The 19,330-nt window shown below is 59.0% G+C and carries 21 protein-coding genes and 1 pseudogene; 13 read left to right on the forward strand and 9 right to left on the reverse strand.

Annotated features, from left to right (window positions below; translation table 11 throughout):
- Window positions 1–52: 52 nt before the first annotated feature.
- From RYB66_RS21915 to RYB66_RS21925, 3 genes are all read right to left on the reverse strand, one after another.
- Window positions 53–1,147 carry a type III effector gene (locus tag RYB66_RS21915; protein WP_225694434.1) on the reverse strand — a complete coding sequence of 365 codons (1,095 nt, stop codon included), beginning with the start codon at window positions 1,145–1,147 and terminating at the stop codon, window positions 53–55.
- 143 nt (window positions 1,148–1,290) lie between these two features.
- Window positions 1,291–3,600, reverse strand: a complete 2,310-nt coding sequence (locus tag RYB66_RS21920) for a type III effector HrpK domain-containing protein (RefSeq protein WP_005778291.1) — start codon at window positions 3,598–3,600, stop codon at window positions 1,291–1,293.
- Between the two features lie 73 nt (window positions 3,601–3,673).
- Window positions 3,674–4,228 carry an RNA polymerase sigma factor gene (locus tag RYB66_RS21925; protein ID WP_005735147.1) on the reverse strand — a complete coding sequence of 185 codons (555 nt, stop codon included), beginning with the start codon at window positions 4,226–4,228 and terminating at the stop codon, window positions 3,674–3,676.
- A gap of 243 nt (window positions 4,229–4,471) precedes the next feature.
- Here RYB66_RS21925 and sctW point away from each other — a divergent pair, with 243 nt between their 5' ends.
- The 13 genes and pseudogenes from sctW to RYB66_RS21990 form a co-directional block, all read left to right on the forward strand.
- Window positions 4,472–5,578 (forward strand): type III secretion system gatekeeper subunit SctW, encoded by a 1,107-nt coding sequence (gene sctW, locus RYB66_RS21930; RefSeq protein WP_117139813.1) that lies wholly within the window; start codon window positions 4,472–4,474, stop codon window positions 5,576–5,578.
- A complete protein-coding gene (sctV, locus tag RYB66_RS21935; RefSeq protein ID WP_054076889.1) occupies window positions 5,575–7,662 on the forward strand; it encodes a type III secretion system export apparatus subunit SctV in 2,088 nt (695 codons plus the stop codon). Before sctW ends, sctV begins: the two co-directional genes overlap by 4 nt.
- A 33-nt stretch (window positions 7,663–7,695) precedes the next feature.
- The gene (sctD, locus tag RYB66_RS21940; protein WP_316895433.1) at window positions 7,696–8,670 is read left to right on the forward strand and encodes a type III secretion system inner membrane ring subunit SctD; all 975 of its coding nucleotides are present in this window, start codon (window positions 7,696–7,698) and stop codon (window positions 8,668–8,670) included.
- Complete coding sequence (locus RYB66_RS21945) at window positions 8,667–10,016, forward strand: FliI/YscN family ATPase (RefSeq protein WP_005778282.1); 1,350 nt, start codon at window positions 8,667–8,669, stop codon at window positions 10,014–10,016. The genes sctD and RYB66_RS21945 overlap by 4 nt, the downstream gene beginning before the upstream one ends.
- A gap of 2 nt (window positions 10,017–10,018) precedes the next feature.
- Window positions 10,019–10,465, forward strand: coding sequence for a YscO family type III secretion system apparatus protein (locus RYB66_RS21950; RefSeq protein WP_117139814.1), 447 nt, complete (start codon window positions 10,019–10,021; stop codon window positions 10,463–10,465).
- Between the two features lie 6 nt (window positions 10,466–10,471).
- Window positions 10,472–11,044, forward strand: coding sequence for a type III secretion system HrpP C-terminal domain-containing protein (locus tag RYB66_RS21955; protein WP_054076886.1), 573 nt, complete (start codon window positions 10,472–10,474; stop codon window positions 11,042–11,044).
- Entirely contained in the window at window positions 11,041–11,757 is a 717-nt protein-coding gene (locus RYB66_RS21960) for a type III secretion system protein (protein WP_117139816.1), read from the forward strand. Before RYB66_RS21955 ends, RYB66_RS21960 begins: the two co-directional genes overlap by 4 nt.
- Window positions 11,747–12,136, forward strand: coding sequence for a FliM/FliN family flagellar motor switch protein (locus RYB66_RS21965; RefSeq protein ID WP_117139817.1), 390 nt, complete (start codon window positions 11,747–11,749; stop codon window positions 12,134–12,136). Before RYB66_RS21960 ends, RYB66_RS21965 begins: the two co-directional genes overlap by 11 nt.
- Complete coding sequence (gene sctR, locus RYB66_RS21970; protein ID WP_005743314.1) at window positions 12,133–12,786, forward strand: type III secretion system export apparatus subunit SctR; 654 nt, start codon at window positions 12,133–12,135, stop codon at window positions 12,784–12,786. Before RYB66_RS21965 ends, sctR begins: the two co-directional genes overlap by 4 nt.
- A 7-nt stretch (window positions 12,787–12,793) precedes the next feature.
- Window positions 12,794–13,060 carry a type III secretion system export apparatus subunit SctS gene (gene sctS, locus RYB66_RS21975; RefSeq protein WP_002552413.1) on the forward strand — a complete coding sequence of 89 codons (267 nt, stop codon included), beginning with the start codon at window positions 12,794–12,796 and terminating at the stop codon, window positions 13,058–13,060.
- Window positions 13,061–13,855: a type III secretion system export apparatus subunit SctT gene (gene sctT / locus RYB66_RS21980; RefSeq protein ID WP_117139818.1), complete on the forward strand. Its 795-nt coding sequence runs from the start codon at window positions 13,061–13,063 to the stop codon at window positions 13,853–13,855. It begins immediately after the preceding gene.
- Entirely contained in the window at window positions 13,852–14,931 is a 1,080-nt protein-coding gene (sctU, locus tag RYB66_RS21985; protein WP_054076883.1) for a type III secretion system export apparatus subunit SctU, read from the forward strand. Before sctT ends, sctU begins: the two co-directional genes overlap by 4 nt.
- A gap of 51 nt (window positions 14,932–14,982) precedes the next feature.
- Window positions 14,983–15,087: pseudogene (locus tag RYB66_RS21990) on the forward strand (transposase domain-containing protein); the annotation flags it as partial.
- 89 nt (window positions 15,088–15,176) lie between these two features.
- Here the strand turns inward: RYB66_RS21990 and RYB66_RS21995 are convergent.
- The 6 genes from RYB66_RS21995 to RYB66_RS22020 form a co-directional block, all read right to left on the reverse strand.
- Complete coding sequence (locus tag RYB66_RS21995) at window positions 15,177–15,644, reverse strand: hypothetical protein (protein ID WP_002552411.1); 468 nt, start codon at window positions 15,642–15,644, stop codon at window positions 15,177–15,179.
- Between the two features lie 355 nt (window positions 15,645–15,999).
- The gene (locus tag RYB66_RS22000; protein WP_002552410.1) at window positions 16,000–16,347 is read right to left on the reverse strand and encodes a hypothetical protein; all 348 of its coding nucleotides are present in this window, start codon (window positions 16,345–16,347) and stop codon (window positions 16,000–16,002) included.
- 2 nt (window positions 16,348–16,349) lie between these two features.
- Window positions 16,350–16,553 carry an HrpT family type III secretion system protein gene (gene hrpT, locus RYB66_RS22005; RefSeq protein WP_002552409.1) on the reverse strand — a complete coding sequence of 68 codons (204 nt, stop codon included), beginning with the start codon at window positions 16,551–16,553 and terminating at the stop codon, window positions 16,350–16,352.
- On the reverse strand, window positions 16,550–18,661 hold the full coding sequence (sctC, locus tag RYB66_RS22010; protein WP_057403512.1) for a type III secretion system outer membrane ring subunit SctC: 2,112 nt from the start codon (window positions 18,659–18,661) through the stop codon (window positions 16,550–16,552). The genes hrpT and sctC overlap by 4 nt, the downstream gene beginning before the upstream one ends.
- A 1-nt stretch (window position 18,662) precedes the next feature.
- Window positions 18,663–19,094: a type III secretion system protein HrpG gene (locus tag RYB66_RS22015; protein WP_057405406.1), complete on the reverse strand. Its 432-nt coding sequence runs from the start codon at window positions 19,092–19,094 to the stop codon at window positions 18,663–18,665.
- Entirely contained in the window at window positions 19,081–19,305 is a 225-nt protein-coding gene (locus RYB66_RS22020; protein ID WP_005743309.1) for a type III secretion protein, read from the reverse strand. The genes RYB66_RS22015 and RYB66_RS22020 overlap by 14 nt, the downstream gene beginning before the upstream one ends.
- Window positions 19,306–19,330 lie beyond the last annotated feature (25 nt).

The raw sequence follows: 19,330 nt of genomic DNA on the forward strand, positions 1-19,330 counted from the left end.
AATCATTGGCAGAGCGATGAGTTTTTTATTGCTTAACGTACGGATCGATACATTATCTTCGTGGAGGCATGCCTTTAGACGACGCGACGCTTCTGGCTTGCCTGACCACCTTTGGCGCCTGTCGGGCGACCGTCTTGACGCCTTCGGCACCCAGCGACATTGCAACACCAACAGCTTCAATTTCCATCTGCAACGCACGCCGTGGATCGTCACTATTCAACTTGTCGCTCACTCGTCGGGCGAACGCCTCATCAAGCACCGACTTTTCCTGCTGATAGCGGCCTCCTTCAAGCGGTGAGACGTTCGGCAACTGATCAGCAAGACGTTTCTGCAGACGGCTTGTCGTGTGGGTCAGAACGTTCTCGGCGGTTTCACGCGTAACCTTGCCGGCTTCAGCTGCCATTGCAAGGGTGAATGAATATGTTCGCTCTACCGCACTGCGATCTTTGGCAAACCGGCTGTCCTCCGCCAAAATGGCTGCGCCGTTAGACCACGGGTCCATGACGATGGGCGAAGAGCCAGCGCTGGAATTATCCGTTTCAGCCCAGACGTGATCTTTTCCGGGCTGCTCGGCCAAATGAATCTTTTCGCGGGGACTACGCCCGCTTTCCTGAGCCAGGGCCCCGTAAGCGAAGCTTGCTATACGAGCATGTTCGCCACAGTTGCCAGCGCCAAACACCTGCCCTGACATGGCGACAAGAACATGCCAGTTCATCTCATCATTCCCGGGCATCGGCTCATGGCCAGCGCGCTCGGCATCTTTTCTCAAGCGCTTTGCAGCGACTGCGCGAGCGCCGCTTTGCAGGTGGGTACGTTGTGCATCCACATCAATGTTGCCCCTGCCGAAGGGCAACGCGCGGCGTGCTTCACGCACCGCTTCGTCTGCCGGAACCAGAGCCTTGATACTGTCTTCATCCAGTGGACGTCGGTCGAGCCGACGTAACAGCAGGTAACCGGGCAATGAAGATGGCGTGTCAGAAATGGCCTGCCCTGTAGAAGAAACGGGTGGCAAGCGTGTCTTGACTGATGAGTAAGGGTAGTTCGGTCGCACTTGAGTCGAACCGGCTTCAGGACGTTCTGTTTGTGAACTGCAAGAAGCGGGGTTCTGGGCCGATGATGATTGAACAGCCTTTTCAGTGGTTTCCACGCTAGGGCCTGGCGCGGGCAGGCTGTGACCAGCACTGTGAATTCTCATATGTTCCTCACTGATTGCGGGCGCTCATCGCACCCGAAAAAGCTCATTACGGCCAACACAGGAACGACCGATCTCAACGCTCTCGTCACTGTCAATCAATGCGCCTTGGCAATCCCGAACTGGTCCAGCACCGGGTCAACGTTATGATCGAACGCCTTCTGCGCCTTATGCTTCTTGACCGCATCAATGATCGCGGAGATACCAAAGCCCAGGGCCATGGCGCCGTCGATGGCCCAGCCGATAACCGGGATTGCAGCACCCAGCGCTGCGCCTGCGGCAAGCCCTGTGGCTTCACCGGCAACCAGACCGACAGCGCGGCCGATCATCTGTCCGCCCAGACGACCAAGGCCGGCGGACGCCTCGCGACCCATCATTTTCGCGCCGGTGTCTATGCCGCCCTTGATTGCCTCCGCGCCCAACCTGGAGCTGTCGATGATGCTCTGAGCCGCGCCCAGCTTGTCACCGCTGGCGAGCCTGTCAGACACTGACGCAAAGCCCATGACCGAGTTGAATGCCTTGCCTCCGATACCTTGCTCGGCGAGCTGCGCGGCCAGCGAAGGACCGCCCTCTTCATCGGTCTTGCCCTCCAGCAACTTGCGGCCTTTTTTGGAGTTCTGCAGCTCGGACAAGGTGCTGGCCGTGTAACTCTCACGCTCACCATTAACGAAATCAGCGGGCAGCACGCTTTCATACGCCGCTTTCTGGTTATCTGCGGTTTGCAGAGACTCACCAGCGTCAGACTTTTTCTGACCAAGCAGTTGTTTCAGAGCGCCCCCCTCGCTGAAGTTGCGAACGTAGGAATCGGCAATCTTCGTTTGCACTTCATCAGGCTGGTTGTTGAATACTTGCTGGGCAGTGGGCACCTGGGCATCGGGAAACAGGTCTTTTTGCAGTTGCAGTTGAGCCGACAGGCCGGTAATGGCGCCGCTGTAATCGGGGTTGGGGTTGTGTTTGTCGACGGCCTTGTCCGCGGTTGCCAGGTCGGTTTGCAAGGCTTTTCCGCTGTTGACGTTTTGAGCCTGCTCAGTCACGGCCTTCTGCAGTGCCGAATCGCTGCGAACCAGGCTGCGCTCCTGTTCGGGAATGCTTTTGTTGAGGTACTCCTGAACATCGGGATCGGCTTGCAACTGAGCGATTCGCTCGTTAAGGCCCGCCTCGGTCTTCTCGGTATTGCGCAAATCCCGCCCGGCTATCACGCTCTGCTGGGTCTGCTGCAACTTGATCATCACAGCGGCCTTCTGCGCGCCGGTGTAAGCCTTGGGCTTCTCGAAAACCTGAGCATTGAGTTTGCTGATATCGATACCGGATACCGAATTCAACGTCGCGGCGTCGCTGAGCATGCTGGCGAACTGGCCACCATTTTTGGGGGCGCTCTTCCTGATCCACTCGCTCATATTGGACGCATCGAACACCTGGTCGGGGCTATGTGCAGCCTTCTTGCGCCCGGTCAGACCGGCTTCATCCACCTGGCTGAGGAAGCCCGCCTGTGACCACATGTTGGACGACTGTTTGAGCGTACCTGACAACCCTGGGTTACTTTTAATCAGCGCTTTCAGACCCTCGGCGCTGACATTACCATCGACATCGGTTTTGTCCGGCGCCCCAACGGCATGATGAGGGTCGGCTGCCGTCGCCAACGGCATATTGGCGCGCATCACCGCTGCGCTGCGCACCATTTCAAGGGATTGAGGATCAGCGCCGGGGTTATCTTCCATGTACTTTGCCAAGTCCTTGTCGGCATTGTCGGCCGCCTTCTCCATATTTTTGGCGAACGCCTTGAGGTCTTTGTTGGTGATTTTGCCATCCGCATTACCGCCATCCTTGCCGACGTCCACCGCCGTCTTCAACGCAGGGTTGGCGTTGATGAACGCCATCGCCTTGTCAGCGTTGGGGCCGTGCTCTCTGGCCATCCAGGCGGCCGCAATCGGCCGGTTGAGTTCTTTGGCCGCCTGCTCGCGTTCTTCGGGCGGCAGATGGGCGACCATCGGATCCCAGCGCTTGAGGGCCTCGGGCGAAGAGTATTCGGAGTTGTCGAGAAACGCGGCATCGGTAGCGCTGGGAGCATTTGCCGGGCCGGAGGCAGACGCCGCAGGTGACGCGCTGGCTGTTGACAAGACCGATGTCATTGGGGACACCTGATCACTGTCCTGATCAACGCTGGAGGTGCTTTCGCTATTACTGCTGCGAGTCAGCAGACTCATCAGCGATGAGCCACTTTGCTCGGCATCAGAAAAGAAAGATGTATTGTCGTTGGCCTGGCCGAACTGCACAAAGGCCTGATCACCACCTGCGCTGCTCTGCGTGAGCGAGGCTTTGGCTAATGGCGTCTCAGCAGCCAGTTCGCCAGAGGTGGGTTGATTCACGATGCTGCCGAGGGCAGGACTGGGAGAACTGGATATACGCATGGTTGCCATCCAAGTGGTGAGGGATGGCAACTGTGTGGTTTTGCGTGCGAGTTGGTTCCAGACAGATATCCACTCAGGCGAACGGGTCAATCTGCTGCTTCAATTGCACCCGTGCCCGGGACAGTCGCGAGCGCACAGTGCCAATCGGAACGCCGAGCGTGTTCGCCGTATCCTGATAATTGCCATCCATCTCCAGCGACACTTCCAGGACCTTTTGCATGTTCGACGGCAAGCAATCAATGGCTGCGATGACGCGTGCCAATTGCCTGTGCCCGTCTACCTGATGAGTGATATCGCCATTCCATTCCAGCTCTGAATGAACGTCGTCTTCCCAGCTTTCCTGATAGGGCTGGCGATACATTTTGCGGAAGTGATTACGGATCAGGTTCAACGCAATACCACACAACCAGGTCTGCGGCTTGCTGGCATGTTGAAACTTGTGCTCGTTGCGCAGGGCCTCCAGAAATACGCATTGCAAGATGTCATCGACATCATCCGGGTTCATTACGCGCTTCTGAATGAACGCTCTGAGCATCTGTATCTGATCAGCCGTCAGTTGACGGATACCGGCAGACGAAGAGTCCTGGCGTGGCTGGGTTGCATCAAGGATCACTAGGTTCGGAAACATGGGCTTACCTTAATTTAATGGTGTGCAAGCCCTATAGCGATAACCGTGCCAGCCAAAATACTTATTTAAGTTACTGATTTATATAATTATTTTAAAATTTGTAATTCTTTGTAATACATTTTTTTGCGCAACGCCGTTTTTATCACTACAGCTTTTGGCACAAACGCGTCAGCCCCTTTTACAAGGGAACCGAATCCTGGCCAGGCCCCACTCAGCGGTCATGACCAGGCTCAGAACCGTCCTATGAAAATCGTCGCCCCGCCTATATTGCCAACCCACACGGTCACGCCGATTCGCGCCGTCACGCCCGCTGCGCGAGCGATTCCCGGGACCCTGTCGTCGGAAAAAGGCACGTCATCGCAACAGGTCTCGCGCTTCGCCGCAGCACTGGTGCGAAACAGCCGGATACTGCGCCAGCGCGAACTGATCGCAAGCAGAAATGCACTGCAATCACGGGCCGTCAAACTGGGTGAGCTCTATCAGTTGTTGATGAGCGCCAACGATACCGGTCTGGATAACGCCGCGAGGCTGCTGCGCAAAAAACTGCTGCAAGAGAACGGCACAGAACTGGAACAGGTTCTGGAATTTGCCGATGGCGATGCGGCCAAGGCCCACGTGGTGCTGCAAGCGGCACGCAAACAGGCTGAGGAAGATGGCGCTGAAGGCGAGTACGTGGCGCTCACCCAAACGCTGAAACAGTTGCGACGCAAGTTCGGACCACACGCCCGGGCAGGCATTAATACTGCCAGGGCGTTCGGGCGGCAGAACGTCGACAACAAACGCCGTGCCGCGTTGCGCAACCTTTATGGCGTAGCGGTTTCCGGACAACCAAACGTGACCGGCCTGATTGAAGCCTTGATCAACGAGCAGGAAGAGACCGGAGACTTCGACCTCAACCTGCGCGACATGCGCAGAGCCATTGCCGACGATCTCTCGGCGATTACCCCTTCGGCATCTCATGAACAGCTGCGCACGTTGATGCACGGGCTGACCACAGCACGGCACGTGACGACGTTGTTGCGCGGTTGTGAACACCTGCTTGGGCGCATGCGCAACAAGAACCCTGACCTGAAGGTGGATCCGCCAGCCTTTCTCAAACACTTGCTGACCCTGACGGCCAATGGAATGAACGTGAACCAGACCCTGCAACTGACTCAACACATCGGCGGTGCCAGGCTCAAGAACCAGCTGGCATTTCTCAATGGCTTGCGGCCGATGCTGATGCAATTGCCCATCCTGCTCTGGAAGGACATGAAAAGCCGCCAGGCTGCGCTGAATAACCTGCTCACCCTGATGGCAGAACTGACTCAACAGGAACAGAAGCAGCTTTTTGAGGGGCTTGCCGGATGAATCAAGTCATCAACTTTCTGAACATGATTGCCCTGTCGGCCATGCGCCGGTCAGAGCTGGTTGGCGCATTCTTCGTCATCGCCATCGTCTTCATGATGATCACCCCCCTGCCCACCGGGCTGGTTGATGTGTTGATCGCGGTGAACATCTGTATCTCGTGCCTGCTGATCATGCTGGCGATGCATTTGCCAAGACCGCTGGCATTCTCGACCTTTCCGGCCGTGCTGTTGCTGACCACCATGTTTCGTCTGGCGCTGTCGATTTCCACCACACGATTGATCCTGCTCAATCAGGACGCCGGGCACATTGTCGAAGCCTTCGGCCAGTTCGTGGTGGGTGGCAACCTGGCGGTGGGCCTGGTGATCTTTCTGATCCTGACAGTGGTCAACTTTCTGGTTATCACCAAAGGTTCGGAACGGGTCGCCGAGGTCGGCGCGCGGTTCACGCTGGACGCCATGCCCGGCAAGCAGATGTCCATCGACAGTGACTTGCGCGCCAACCTGATAACCGTCCAGGAGGCGCGCAAGCGCCGCGCCGAGCTGAACAAGGAAAGTCAGCTGTTCGGTGCCATGGACGGCGCGATGAAGTTCGTCAACGGTGATGCCATTGCCAGCCTGATCATCGTTGCCATCAATATGATCGGCGGTATTTCCATCGGCGTGTTGCAGCACAACATGAGCGCGGGCGATGCGTTGCAGCTGTACACCGTGCTGACCATCGGTGACGGCCTGATTGCACAGATCCCGGCGCTGCTGATCTCCGTAACCTGCGGCATGATCATCACCCGCGTACCCAATACCGAGGCTGGCGCGGAGGCCAACATTGGCCGTGAAATCGCCGAACAGATTACCAGCCAGCCCAAGGCATGGATCATCGCCGCAGTGGCCATGCTCGGCTTCGCGGCTTTGCCGGGTATGCCCACGGGGGTGTTCATCACCATCGCGATCATCTGCGGTGCCGGTGGCATGCTGCAGTTGCAACGGGCAAAACCCAAGCCCGACGAACAACGCGCCACTGCCGTCGCCCCGGAAATGAACGGCAAGGAAGACCTGCGTACCTTCTCACCCAGCCGGCAGTTCGTCCTGCAATTTCACCCTGGCCAGGACAGCGCACAGATCGAGGCACTGATCAGCGAAATACGTCGGCGACGCAACCGTCTGGTAGTGCAATACGGTCTGACCCTGCCGTCGTTCATCATTGAACATGCCGATCATCTTCCTCCGGACGAGTTTCGCTTCACCGTCTACGACGTCCCCATGCTCAAGGCGACATTTACCCAGTCCCATGTCGCCGTGGACGCCCGCCAACTGGGTGGTGAAAACCTCCCGGCGGCGATTCCGGGCAATACCGACCGCCAGGAAGATCAATGGGTGTGGTTGCCTGCCGAGCAATGCGGTGAGCTGAACCCGGTCAGCGCCATGACCCTGATCGTCGAACGCATGGAACGCGCATTGCAGTCCTGCGCGCCGCAGTTCATCGGCTTGCAGGAGACCAAAGCCATCCTCAGCTGGCTGGAATCCGAGCAGCCGGAGCTTGCACAAGAGATACAGCGAGTGCTCACGCTGACGCGCTTCTCGGCGGTTCTGCAACGTCTCGCGTCGGAGCGCGTACCGCTCAGAGCCATACGGCTGATCGCCGAGACCCTGATCGAGCATTGCCAGCATGAACGCGATACCAACGTGCTGACCGACTACGTGCGCATCGCGCTCAAATCGCAGATCTACCACCAGTATTGCGGTGCCGAAGGCCTGCAGGTGTGGCTGCTCACGCCGGAAAGCGAGGGCTTGCTGCGCGACGGTCTGCGCCAGACACAGACCGAAACGTTCTTCGCACTGAGTAACGAGATCAGCCAGATGCTCGTGCAACAAATGAATATCGCCTTCCCGGTGCGCGCGCCCGAACAGGCGGTACTGCTGGTCGCGCAGGACCTGCGCAGCCCACTGCGGACCTTGTTGAGGGAGGAGTTCTATCACGTTCCCGTACTGTCTTTCGCAGAAATCAGCAACGCGGCCAAGGTCAAGGTAATGGGTCGTTTCGACCTCGAAGACGATCTTGAGCCAATGGACAACGAGCACGCAGCTTGAGCCTTTCAGGCTTGAGCAAAGGGAGACTTTCAGATGTTTGAATTACGCGTACTGAACGGTCAGCACCAAGGCGCAGCCTTGCCACTGGTGGGCGAGCAATGGTCGATTGGCTCTGCCGCGCAACACGATCTGGCACTGGACGACGCAGGAGTGGAAAGCCTGCATTGCCGCCTGCAACGCCTGGACGACAGCTGGACACTGAACGCTGAAGAAGGCGCGGTGTGCGACGAAGAAGGTAACGCCCGGCCCGGTATTGACCTGACACTCAACACTGCATTCTTGCTGGGCTCAGTGTGGCTATGCGTTTCGCCCGCAGGCGATGAGTGGCCTTCAGTGCCTGCGGTCATCCCGAAACAGCCACAGGCCGACCCCGAGCCCGCGCGCAATGATGTTCCGCTGAAAAAGGTCAAGTCGCGCTCGCAATTGCTCAACCGTACCACAGGGATCATCGCCGGCTTGCTGGTGGGCGTCATCGGCAGCGCCTGGAGCCTGACCCGCCCGCCCGCCATTGCAATGGACCAAAGCCCCGGCCACATGGCCTCGGTCACAGCAGAGGCACCGGTAGAGACATCTCCTACACCGGCAAAGACCATCAAACCCTCGGCCGACAAGCGCATACGCCTGACCAGCGCGGATGCGGTACGCCATCAGTTGGGCACCATGCTCAGCGACCGGCTGCTGACCGATGTCAGCGTGGAAGAAACAGCCGAGGGGCTGGTGCTCAACGGCGATCTCAAAGAGGAATCCCTGCTGGTCTATCAACGCATGCTGCAGCGTTTCAAGGACCGCTATGAGTCGCCGGTGACGGTGTTCGACAACGTCGCCAGCACACGCAGCGCCCTCCCCTTCGTGGTGGTTCAGATCATGACCGGTCCGCATGCGCATTTGGTGACTGCAGACGGCCGCCGTATTTATGTGGGTGACGAGGTGGATGGCTTGCGCCTGACGCGAATCGACAATCAGCGCCTGCAATTCGACGGCAATCGGCACATTGAGGTGAACTGGTGAATGCTGCACTGAGCCAGTGGAAAGACGCACACGCAGCGCGCTTGCGTGACTACAGCGCCGTGCGCGTCAGTGGCCGGGTCAGTGCAGTGCGCGGGATTCTGCTGGAATGCAAGATTCCTGCGGCCAAGGTGGGCGATCTTTGCGAGGTGAGCAAAGCCGACGGCAGTTTTCTGCTGGCTGAAATCGTCGGTTTCACTCAGGAATGTACGCTGCTCAGCGCCCTGGGCGCACCCGACGGAATTCAGGTCGGTGCTCCGATCCGCCCACTGGGCATCGCCCACCGGATTGGCGTTGACGACAGTTTGCTGGGCTGTGTTCTGGATGGCTTCGGACGTCCGCTGCTCGGTGATTGCCTCGGTGCTTTTGCCGGACAGGATGATCGTCGCGAAACACTGCCGGTGATCGCTGACGCCTTGCCGCCCACCCAGCGCCCGCGCATCACCAACGCCCTGCCCACCGGGGTACGCGCCATCGACAGCGCCATTCTTCTGGGCGAGGGTCAACGTGTGGGGCTGTTCGCCGGTGCTGGCTGTGGCAAGACCACACTGATGGCCGAACTGGCCCGCAACATGGGCTGCGATGTCATCGTCTTCGGGCTGATCGGCGAACGGGGCCGCGAGCTGCGCGAGTTTCTCGACCATGAACTGGACGAAACCCTACGCGCCCGCTCGGTGCTGGTCTGTGCCACCTCCGATCGCTCAAGCATGGAGCGCGCACGCGCAGCGTTCACCGCGACCGCTATCGCCGAAGCATTCCGCGCACGAGGCCAGAAAGTGCTGTTGCTGCTCGACTCCCTGACCCGGTTTGCCCGTGCGCAGCGGGAGATAGGGATTGCCTCGGGCGAACCGTTGGGGCGTGGCGGCCTGCCACCCTCGGTTTACACCTTGCTGCCACGCCTGGTCGAGCGCGCCGGCATGAGTGAGAACGGCTCGATCACCGCCCTCTATACCGTGCTGATCGAGCAGGACTCGATGAACGATCCAGTGGCGGATGAAGTGCGTTCACTGCTCGACGGGCACATCGTGCTGTCCCGCAAGCTGGCCGAGCGCGGGCATTACCCTGCCATTGACGTGTCCGCCAGCATCAGCCGGATCCTCAGCAATGTTACCGGCCGCGAACACCAGCGAGCGAACAATCGTCTGCGCCAGCTACTGGCTGCCTACAAGCAAGTGGAAATGCTCCTGCGGCTGGGCGAATACCAGGCCGGTGCAGACCCGGTGACCGATTGCGCGGTGCAACTGAATGACGACATCAACGCCTTTCTGCGCCAGGACCTGCGTGAGCCGGTGCCCTTGCAGGAAACCCTGGACGGGTTGTTGCGGCTCACTTCCAGACTGCCGGAGTGACCATGGACGACACACTGGAAGACGACCCACAGCGCGCGGCACTGGAACAGGTGATCGGCTTGCTGACGCCGCTGCGCCAGCATCGTCAGGCGAGCGCTGAACGGGCTCATCGCCACGCGCAGGTGGAACTGAAATCGATGCTCGACCACTTATCAAAAACACGGGCATCGCTGGATCAGGAACGTGACAACCACAAGCGGCGTCGCGAGGGCCTGTCTCAGGAATACCTGGAAAAGGCCATCAGCCTGAACGATATCGACCGATGGCATGAGAAAGAAAAACACATGCTCGACCGCCTGGCCTGTATTCGGCAGGACGTGCAGCAACAGCAATTGCGGGTAGCCGAACAGCAGGCGTTGCTTGAGCAGAAGCGCCTGCAAGCCAAAGCGTCTCAGCGCGCGGTCGAGAAACTCGCCTGCATGGAGGAGACGCTCAACGAAGAAGGTTAAGTGACGATGACCGCACCGATCAAACACCCGGCCAAAGCGCCAACGGCACCACCCGTAGTGCATGCCACACCGCCTTCTGCGCCCGCGCAGCGCGCACCGGACAAGGCTGATGACAAGCCACCGGCTTTTGGCAGCACAACGCGTACCGACGTGCCGAAGGTCCGCTTCGCACAAAACCGTTCGGCGACAGAGACACCGGAGAGCGCCGACGGCCTGTTCTTTTCCCAACTGCTGATACCTCAGGTCGGCGAAGAGCCTGATCAGCAAGGCTTCGGCGGCAGCAGCATCGCCCTGCCCGTGCACGCCGAAAATGTACCCACCCCATTGATCGACGAGCTGGCGCAGCGCTTGCCCGAACAGCCCGCCGGCCCGCTGGCGTTTACCCTGCTGATGCCCAGCCTGGGGACAGTACGCGTCAATGCCGAAAAAACCGAACACCGTTGGAGCATCCAGCTGGGCTTCGCCCGTCGCGACGTTCTGAAACGTTTGCAGGGTCATACCGGCGCATGCCGTGATTCACTGTCGCGGGCACTCGGCCATGACGTTGAGCTGGACATGCATGAAGATCTTGCAGCATGAGCGCGCTGCGTCTGCGCAAGGTCGATGCCCTGCTGGCTCAGGCCACGCGTGAGCTGGGTGCCGGTCAGAGCCTGGGCTTCAGCGCTGCAGGTCAGGACGCCGAACTGACCCTGTTGCCACTGCTTGCCGACACAGGCGAACCGGCAGGTGCTGTCTGGCTGAGCACAGCCATCGGGCCCCTGTTGCTGAGCGACGCCGAAGCGCTGCTCAGCCTGCTGGGCGACATCCCCCTTACGCTCGGGGGCGAGCAACAAGCTTGGTACTGGCAGCTGTTCAATCAACGCCTGAGCCCGACTGTTGCCCGACTGCTGGCACCGATCGAACCCCTGCACAACAAACCGCAAGCACCCACCCTGGGCTGCCGGGTTCAGATACGGCGTGGTGATGAGCAGCTTCACGCGCACTTGCATGCCACGCCCGACACACTGCTCAGGCTGCTGCGATCAGCGTCCTGGCAAGCCCGCACGCGCACTGTGGATGAATCCTGGTCAGTGGCCAGCCCCCTGATCATCGGTGAAATGTCGCTGACCCTGGAACAAATCGCCTCGCTGCGCCCCGGTGACGTGGTGCTGCCCGCCCGCTGCCAGTTCGACAGCGCCGGACAAGGGTTCCTGAGCCTGGCAGGGCGGCAATGGGCGGCGCAGACCGACCAGCACGCGCAGCGTCTTTTTTTGCGGCTCAGTCATGAGGAGCACCGCCACCATGAGTACTGAAGATCTGTATCAGGAAGATGTCGAGATGCTCGACGACTATGAAGACCCGTCGACTGAACAGCACTGGTCCGAAGAAGAAGACGGCGAGCCATCCGGGTATGCGACGGCCGAACCGGACGATCACGCAGCGCAGGAAGAACAGGACGAGCCCCCGGCACTCGATTCGCTGGCACTGGACCTGACCCTGCGTTGCGGCGAGCTCAGGCTGACCCTCGCCGAACTGCGCCGGCTGGATGCCGGGACCATCCTTGAAGTCATCGGCATTTCGCCGGGGCACGCGACACTGTGCCATGGCGAACAGGTGGTGGCCGAGGGCGAGCTGGTGGATGTCGAGGGCCGGCTCGGTCTGCAGATTACCCGCCTGGTGACACGCTCATGATCATGGAGGGCGTAAACCCGATCATGCTGGCGCTGTTTCTTGGCTCGCTGTCACTGATCCCCTTTCTGTTGATTGTCTGCACCGCCTTTCTGAAAATCGCCATGACCCTGCTGATCACCCGCAACGCAATTGGCGTTCAGCAGGTGCCGCCGAACATGGCGTTGTACGGCATTGCCCTGGCCGCCACGATGTTCGTCATGGCCCCGGTGGCCCACGATATCCAGCAGCGCGTGCATGATCACCCGCTGGAAATGAGCAGCGCCGACAAGTTGCAGAGCAGCCTCAAGTTGGTAATCGAGCCGCTGCAACGCTTCATGACCCGCAACACCGACCCGGATGTCGTCGCCCATCTGCTGGAGAACACCCAGCGCATGTGGCCCAAGGAAATGGCCGATCAGGCCAACAAAAACGACCTGTTGCTGGCGATTCCGGCCTTTGTGTTATCGGAGTTGCAGGCCGGTTTCGAGATCGGCTTTCTGATCTACATCCCCTTCATCGTCATCGACCTGATTGTTTCCAACCTGTTGCTCGCACTGGGCATGCAGATGGTCTCGCCGATGACCCTGTCGTTGCCGCTCAAGCTGCTGCTGTTCGTGCTGGTGTCGGGCTGGTCCCGCCTGCTCGACAGTCTCTTCTATTCCTATATGTGAGGCGGCCATGGAAGCGTTGGCGTTGTTCAAGCAAGGCATGTTTCTGGTCGTCATCCTGACCGCTCCGCCGCTGGGTGTCGCTGTGCTGGTCGGGGTGCTCACCTCGCTGCTGCAGGCACTCATGCAGATTCAGGATCAGACGCTGCCCTTCGGCATCAAGCTCGGGGCGGTCGGGCTGACCTTGGCCATGACCGGCCGCTGGATCGGCGTCGAGCTGATTCAGTTCATCAATATGGCCTTCGACCTGATTGCACGGTCCGGGGTCAATCACTAAATGCCCTTCGACGCCCACGAAGCGTTCCAATTCATGCTGGGCATGGGTCTGGCGATGGCGCGCCTGCTGCCGTGCATGCTTCTGGTGCCAGCCTTCTGTTTCAAATACCTGAAAGGCGCGCTGCGCTATGCGGTAGTGGCCGTGCTGGCGATGGTCCCGGCCCCCGCAATCAGCCGCGCGCTGGGTTCCCTTGACGATAACTGGTTTGCCATCGGCGGCCTGATGATCAAAGAGGCGGTACTGGGCACGCTATTGGGGCTGTTGCTGTATGCGCCGTTCTGGATGTTTGCCTCGGTCGGCGCCCTGCTCGACAGTCAGCGCGGGGCGCTCAGCGGTGGCCAGTTGAACCCGGCCCTCGGTCCGGACGCCACACCGCTGGGCGAGTTGTTTCAGGAAACCCTGATCATGCTGGTGATTCTCACTGGCGGTCTTTCACTCATCACTCAGGTCATCTGGGACAGCTACAGCGTCTGGCCACCGACTGCCTGGCTGCCGGGCATGACCGCAGGCGGTCTGGACGTCTTTCTGGAACAGCTCAACCACACCATGCAACACATGCTGTTGTATGCCGCGCCCTTCATTGCCCTGCTGCTGTTGATCGAAGCCGCGTTTGCGATCATCGGCCTGTATGCACAGCAACTGAACGTATCGATTCTGGCCATGCCAGCCAAAAGCATGGCCGGCCTGGCCTTTCTGTTGATCTACCTGCCAACGCTGCTGGAGCTGGGCACCGGTCAACTGTTGAAGCTGGTTGATCTGAAGTCGCTGCTGGCGCTTCTGGTGCAAGTGCCGTGAGTGAAAAAACCGAAAAGGCTACCCCCAAACAGATACGTGACGCTCGCGAAAAAGGTCAGGTGGGGCAGAGTCAGGACCTTGGCAAACTGCTGGTACTGATGGTCGTCAGTGAAATCACCCTGGGCCTGGCCGATGACAGCGTCGACCGGTTGCAGGCCTTGCTCGCACTGTCTTTCAAAGGTATTGACCGGAGCTTCGCTGCATCCGTCGAGCTGATCGCCAGCGAAGGCCTTTCCGTGTTGCTCAGCTTCACGTTATGCAGCGTCGGCATGGCCATGTTGATGCGCCTGGTCAGCAGCTGGATGCAGATCGGCTTTCTGTTCGCGCCCAAGGCCTTGAAGCTGGACATCAACAAGATCAACCCCTTCTCGCATGCCAAGCAGATGTTTTCCGGGCAGAACATCCTCAACCTGCTGCTCAGTATCCTCAAGGCTGTTGCCATTGGCGCGACCTTGTACATGCAGGTCAAGCCCGCGCTGGGCGCTCTTATCCTGCTGGCCAACAGCGATCTGACGACGTACTGGCACGCATTGGTCGAACTCTTTCGCCATATTTTGCACGTGATTCTGGGGTTGCTGCTGGTCGTCGCCATGGTCGACTTCGCCATGCAGAAATACTTTCACGCCAAGAAGCTGCGCATGAGCCACGAGGACATCAAAAAAGAATACAAACAGTCCGAAGGCGATCCTCATGTCAAAGGCCATCGTCGACAACTGTCCCATGAAATCCTCAACCAGGAGCCCAGCGCCGCCCCCAATCCGGTGGAGGAAGCAGACATGCTGCTGGTCAACCCGACGCACTACGCGGTGGCGCTGTATTACCGGCCAGGCGAGACGCCTCTGCCGCTGATTCATTGCAAGGGTGAGGATGAAGAAGCCCTGGCGCTGATTGCTCGGGCCAAAAAGGCCGGTATCCCGGTGGTGCAGAGCATCTGGCTGACAAGAACGCTGTACCGCGCCAAGGTGGGCAAATACATCCCTCGCCCCACGCTGCAAGCTGTCGGGCACATCTACAAAGTGGTTCGCCAGCTGGATGAAATCACCGATGAAGTGATTCAGGTTGAGGTGGAGCTTTAAGCTGGGAGCTGCAAGCCGGAGCCTCCATCGCCAGCGCTGCACTCAACGTAGCTCAATCGGCATGATCCGTACACTTATCTGAAGGATGTCCTCACATACCTACCGACGCCGCAGCCGAGTGAAGTTGATCAACTGCTGCCGCATAAGCGGATGCCGTTTCAGTCATGCAAGACGGAGTTGCTGAACGCTCGCGGTTCAGGGAATGGCGTGAGGCGAAGAACGAGCGACGGCTCCCATTATCGGCATCACCCTGGGCAGCTCAACTGTTCAGGGTGAAGTTCAATGGAAAAGAGCGTGCTGTCCCTGGCCAGGTAACTATGCTCCTGGTGAAACTTGAACCTGCGCATCATAGCCAGCAACTGCGGTTCCTTGCAGGCCAGTTGGTCCAGACCAAGACGTATTCTCGCCTCCATGCTGGCCTTGCGTTCCTCGGAGAGGCTGCTAGCTGGCAAGTCGATCCTGTAGCGGTAGAAGATCGTGTCACCGTACCTCAAACCCACGTACTCAAGGGTGGTAATTGCATCCAGTTGCTTTGGCAGGGTCGCGTCCAACTGGGCGAGGCGCTCGACAAGCAGAGCCTGTTGGGCCACCTTCTCCTGCTCTGCCTTGAGCGAGAAATAGCGCCCAATCCCGGCAACCAGGAGCACCGCAGCGATACCCAGGTAGAAATTACGCGGGTTGCGCCGCTTCTTCGGCGCCAGCTTCATCAACATCTTGAATGACTCGTCCTGAGCATGAAAAAGCCCCTAACGAAACCAGGAGCTACGGGTAAAAACGACATAGTTTGACACAGTACCTCAGGGGGAGCACTCGGCTAATCCCCGGGCGGGGGGGGGGGTTATCAGGCGAGCACTGCGTGAGCTATCTGCCCAAGCCTGAACTGACTTTGACGCGCTGCGGCTCCGAATCGAGAAACCAGGAAAAACCTCTAAGTGCCAACCGGTTTCATCACGCAAGGTGTGATGCCCGGACGCTTAACGCTTACCTTGTAGCTTGCCTCTTTCAGTTGCCCCAAAAAAAGACCGCCTCCTCTGCAGGGGCGGTCTTCTTTCATGCTGGCCGAATTGCCTAAGCCAGGTGTTCCAGGCCTGCCAGCATCAACTCATGTCGCCGTATGTCATCCAGGTTGGTGACGGCATCCGGCGCGTCGCTTACGGCATGCCACACTACAAAATCACGCTGTACATCCAGAAACAGAAAGTAGTTACGGAACCGCTCGGCCTCTGAGAACCTCATTTGCAGCGCCTCTCTCAGTTGCTCGGGACGCAGCGCACGCCCTTCGATGTGCAGCGCGATGCCCCAGTCATGATGCTCACGCCGACTGACGAAGGACACTCCGTTTGCCACCGGCCAGACAGCAGGGCTCTGGGCAGCGACGTTGTAGTAGAACGCCGCTTTTTCCTTTACCTCAATCATTTCTAATCCTTTAACTTCACGACTGTGTAATCCCGCTCGTGGTCCTGGTCGTCCAGACCGTCGCGCATGTCCGGCGGCCACCAGATGACCAGTTCGCGGTTTGTGGAGTCCGGACGTTTGCAGGCAACTCCCGTACAGCCATGGGTGGCACACCCCGACAGGGTAGCGAACAGCACCAGCACAACTGCAATGCTACTGATCTTCATGGTTTCGCTCCCTTGAGCAGTGATGGCCGACTCTCTTTCGCCATTTTCGATATCTGTGGCTGGCGCACAGCGATATACACCTCGCTCTCTTCGCCCGGTTGCAGCCAGGCGTGAGGCCAGGCGGCAACGCCGATGACCCAGCGACCGCCGCAGCGGCTCTCGTCGATACGTACCGGTTTGTCGGTATTGTTGTGCGCCACGACAACCGCAACACCCCAATCCTTTCTGGCGTACCACTGCGAACGTTGACCGTCGAGCGTCAGTCCCGCGCCCGGATCACAAAGGCTATCGGTTTCAAATGGCAGCGTTTCGCCGGTACGCATACCCACGGGGGCAGTTCCATCGACCATCTGGGTGAAGACCTTCTGGACATCGCCACGGGTCGGCAACTCTCCACCGTCGCGTCGCTCCTTGATCCTTTTCATCTGATCATCGACGTCATGCGGGTTGCCGTTTTGCACATAGCGAGCCGGGTTGACCTGATCACCGATCAGGCGCGGGGTCAGAATGAACAGGCGCTCGCGATTGCTCAATTCACGGCTGCGGGACTGGAACAGCAGCTTGCCAATGTAAGGAATATCGCCCAGCAACGGAACCTTGTGGACCTTGTCATTGGCCTCCAGGCCATGGAAGCCACCGATCACCAGCGAGCCATGCTCAGCGATGACGGCCTGGGTGCTGACGTTGCCTTTGCGCACACTGGGTTGCGTATCGTTGATATCGGAGATATCGATCTGGCCGTCTTCAATGTCGACGATCAGCTGCACCTGCGGCTTGCCGTCGTTATCCAGTGAGCGCGGAGTCACTTGCAGGCTGGTGCCGGCGGTGATGGGCTCGATATTGGCGACGCGCTCTGAGGTTGCAGTGAGGTATTCGGTGCGACTGAAATCAATCACCGCCGGTTGGTTTTCCAGCGTCAGGATGGACGGGTTGCCGATCACCGACGCTGAACCGTTACCTTCCAGAGTATGCAGCTCCGCCGTGAACTTGCCTGCGTTCTGAATGAACATAGTGGAAGTGGTGCCTGCGTCGAACATATTGACACCGCCACCCACACTGCCCGCATTGAAGTTCCAGCGGCTGGACAGTTCTGCCAGTTCGTTGCGATCAATATCGAGAATCACCGCATCGATTTCGATCAGATTGCGCGAAACGTCCAGTTCCTTGATGAGCTTTTCGTACATCGGCTTGCGCGACGGCAAGTCGTAAATCAGCACAGCGTTATTACGCACATCGGCTGTTACACGAATGGTCGCACGGCCACCCGAGCGACTTTTTCCGCTGCTCTTGCCACCGCCACCGCTGCCATAATGCAGCACTTGATCCAGGCCTTGCTCCAATGCGCCGGTATTGATGCCGCTGGCGTTCAGCGGCAGACTCGGGGTGTCCTGACCGTCACCGCCCGACAAGCCGCCGGTACCGCGACCACCTCGCCCTATCAGGTCCGTACCTTTTATAGACTGACCGCGAGAACGGACATCGAGCAGATCCTGCAGAATGCTGGCGACCCCTGCGACTACCAGCTCTTGATCACGATAGCGAATGGTACGGTCCGCCGCGCTGGCATATTTGAGCGGAAATACGATGATGTCTTGCTTGTCGCCCTTTTCCGGCGTATCGACTTTCTTGCTGTAATCGCGCACCAGCTCCACGTATTTTGCCGGACCGCGCACCAGCACCACGCCCTCGTTCGGTAGCACCCCCCAACCGAAGCGTTTATCCAGCAATCCCACGTCGGTCAAGGCCGTTTGCAAGTCGTCTACCGCGTCGGCTGATACTTCGACGCGCGCCGAGGTGTGTTCGCTGGACGGGCTGACGTAGAGCGTGTCGTTATAGACAAACCACTGGAAGTGGTATTCCTGACCAAGCCGGTCGAGAAACTCTTCCGGGCTCTGGGCACGAATCCGGCCATCGAGCGTTCCCGGAATGGACGGCATGTCCAGCGCCATGCCGAACTCTTTGGCAAAGTCAGCCAGCGCCGTGGTCAGTTCAGTCTGCCGGGCGTCGTAGGCGTAAGCCGTGTGTTTCCAGGCTTCGGGGGTGACCGCCCATGTAACAGGGGTCAACCCGATCAACAATAAAGGCAACCACATCAAGGCCTTGCGCATTTCAAACTCCCGGTTGCCGGTGATTGAGGGTCGTGCGCCCGGATATCGCGGGCGTCATGTCGCCAATGGTGGTCTGCATCAGGCTGAGCAAGGCCGCACGCTGATTGGCCAGGCTTTCAAGGCGATCGAGTAGATCGGCGAGGTTGCAGGGGTGGGGTATCCAGGTGACCAGGACCATGCAGCGGGTCTGCGGATCAATGGCGAAGGCGCCATCACAGGCACACGCAAGGCTGGCACCCCCGTGGCTGAGCAACGCCTCGATGCGTTGGGAGTCATTGGCATCGTAGGGATCGAGCAGCTCAATGCTGCAACGTATCCCATGACCAACCACTTCCAGGCGGACGTTGGCGTCGTCGACCCAGCAGTCCAGCGCAGTCGATGGACGCTGATCACACCACTGGCCGACGACCTCAGCGAACTCACTGAAATCCATCGATGACATTTTTGGTCAATTTGTAACCAGCCTGCTGGCATTGATTAGCGATGCTGGAGCTCACCGCAGCTTGCTGGCTCGCTTCGCTGAAGGCATCGATATCGTCGGCAGTGAACTGGCCGTTACCGCTGTCCAGTACGTCATCCACGTCGGACAAGGCGCGCGTCATCGTGCTGTCGAGGTTAGTTTGCAGGGATTTGAAATTTATCATGTCCTGATACTCCAGCAGAAAGGTT

It is taken from the genome of Pseudomonas syringae group sp. 243L2, assembly GCF_032587875.1.
Classification (GTDB): Bacteria; Pseudomonadota; Gammaproteobacteria; order Pseudomonadales; family Pseudomonadaceae; genus Aquipseudomonas; species Aquipseudomonas amygdali.

What these genes read in the sequence shown, in the direction of transcription:
- RYB66_RS21920 (WP_005778291.1), bottom strand. Translation starts at nt 3,600, where the DNA reads ATGCGTATATCCAGTTCTCCCAGTCCTGCCCTCGGCAGCATCGTGAAT.
- RYB66_RS21925 (WP_005735147.1), bottom strand. Translation starts at nt 4,228, where the DNA reads ATGTTTCCGAACCTAGTGATCCTTGATGCAACCCAGCCACGCCAGGAC.
- sctW (WP_117139813.1), top strand. Translation starts at nt 4,472, where the DNA reads ATGAAAATCGTCGCCCCGCCTATATTGCCAACCCACACGGTCACGCCG.
- sctV (WP_054076889.1), top strand. Translation starts at nt 5,575, where the DNA reads ATGAATCAAGTCATCAACTTTCTGAACATGATTGCCCTGTCGGCCATG.
- sctD (WP_316895433.1), top strand. Translation starts at nt 7,696, where the DNA reads ATGTTTGAATTACGCGTACTGAACGGTCAGCACCAAGGCGCAGCCTTG.
- RYB66_RS21950 (WP_117139814.1), top strand. Translation starts at nt 10,019, where the DNA reads ATGGACGACACACTGGAAGACGACCCACAGCGCGCGGCACTGGAACAG.
- RYB66_RS21955 (WP_054076886.1), top strand. Translation starts at nt 10,472, where the DNA reads ATGACCGCACCGATCAAACACCCGGCCAAAGCGCCAACGGCACCACCC.
- RYB66_RS21960 (WP_117139816.1), top strand. Translation starts at nt 11,041, where the DNA reads ATGAGCGCGCTGCGTCTGCGCAAGGTCGATGCCCTGCTGGCTCAGGCC.
- RYB66_RS21965 (WP_117139817.1), top strand. Translation starts at nt 11,747, where the DNA reads ATGAGTACTGAAGATCTGTATCAGGAAGATGTCGAGATGCTCGACGAC.
- sctR (WP_005743314.1), top strand. Translation starts at nt 12,133, where the DNA reads ATGATCATGGAGGGCGTAAACCCGATCATGCTGGCGCTGTTTCTTGGC.
- sctS (WP_002552413.1), top strand. Translation starts at nt 12,794, where the DNA reads ATGGAAGCGTTGGCGTTGTTCAAGCAAGGCATGTTTCTGGTCGTCATC.
- sctT (WP_117139818.1), top strand. Translation starts at nt 13,061, where the DNA reads ATGCCCTTCGACGCCCACGAAGCGTTCCAATTCATGCTGGGCATGGGT.
- RYB66_RS21995 (WP_002552411.1), bottom strand. Translation starts at nt 15,644, where the DNA reads ATGTTGATGAAGCTGGCGCCGAAGAAGCGGCGCAACCCGCGTAATTTC.
- RYB66_RS22000 (WP_002552410.1), bottom strand. Translation starts at nt 16,347, where the DNA reads ATGATTGAGGTAAAGGAAAAAGCGGCGTTCTACTACAACGTCGCTGCC.
- hrpT (WP_002552409.1), bottom strand. Translation starts at nt 16,553, where the DNA reads ATGAAGATCAGTAGCATTGCAGTTGTGCTGGTGCTGTTCGCTACCCTG.
- sctC (WP_057403512.1), bottom strand. Translation starts at nt 18,661, where the DNA reads ATGCGCAAGGCCTTGATGTGGTTGCCTTTATTGTTGATCGGGTTGACC.
- RYB66_RS22015 (WP_057405406.1), bottom strand. Translation starts at nt 19,094, where the DNA reads ATGGATTTCAGTGAGTTCGCTGAGGTCGTCGGCCAGTGGTGTGATCAG.
- RYB66_RS22020 (WP_005743309.1), bottom strand. Translation starts at nt 19,305, where the DNA reads ATGATAAATTTCAAATCCCTGCAAACTAACCTCGACAGCACGATGACG.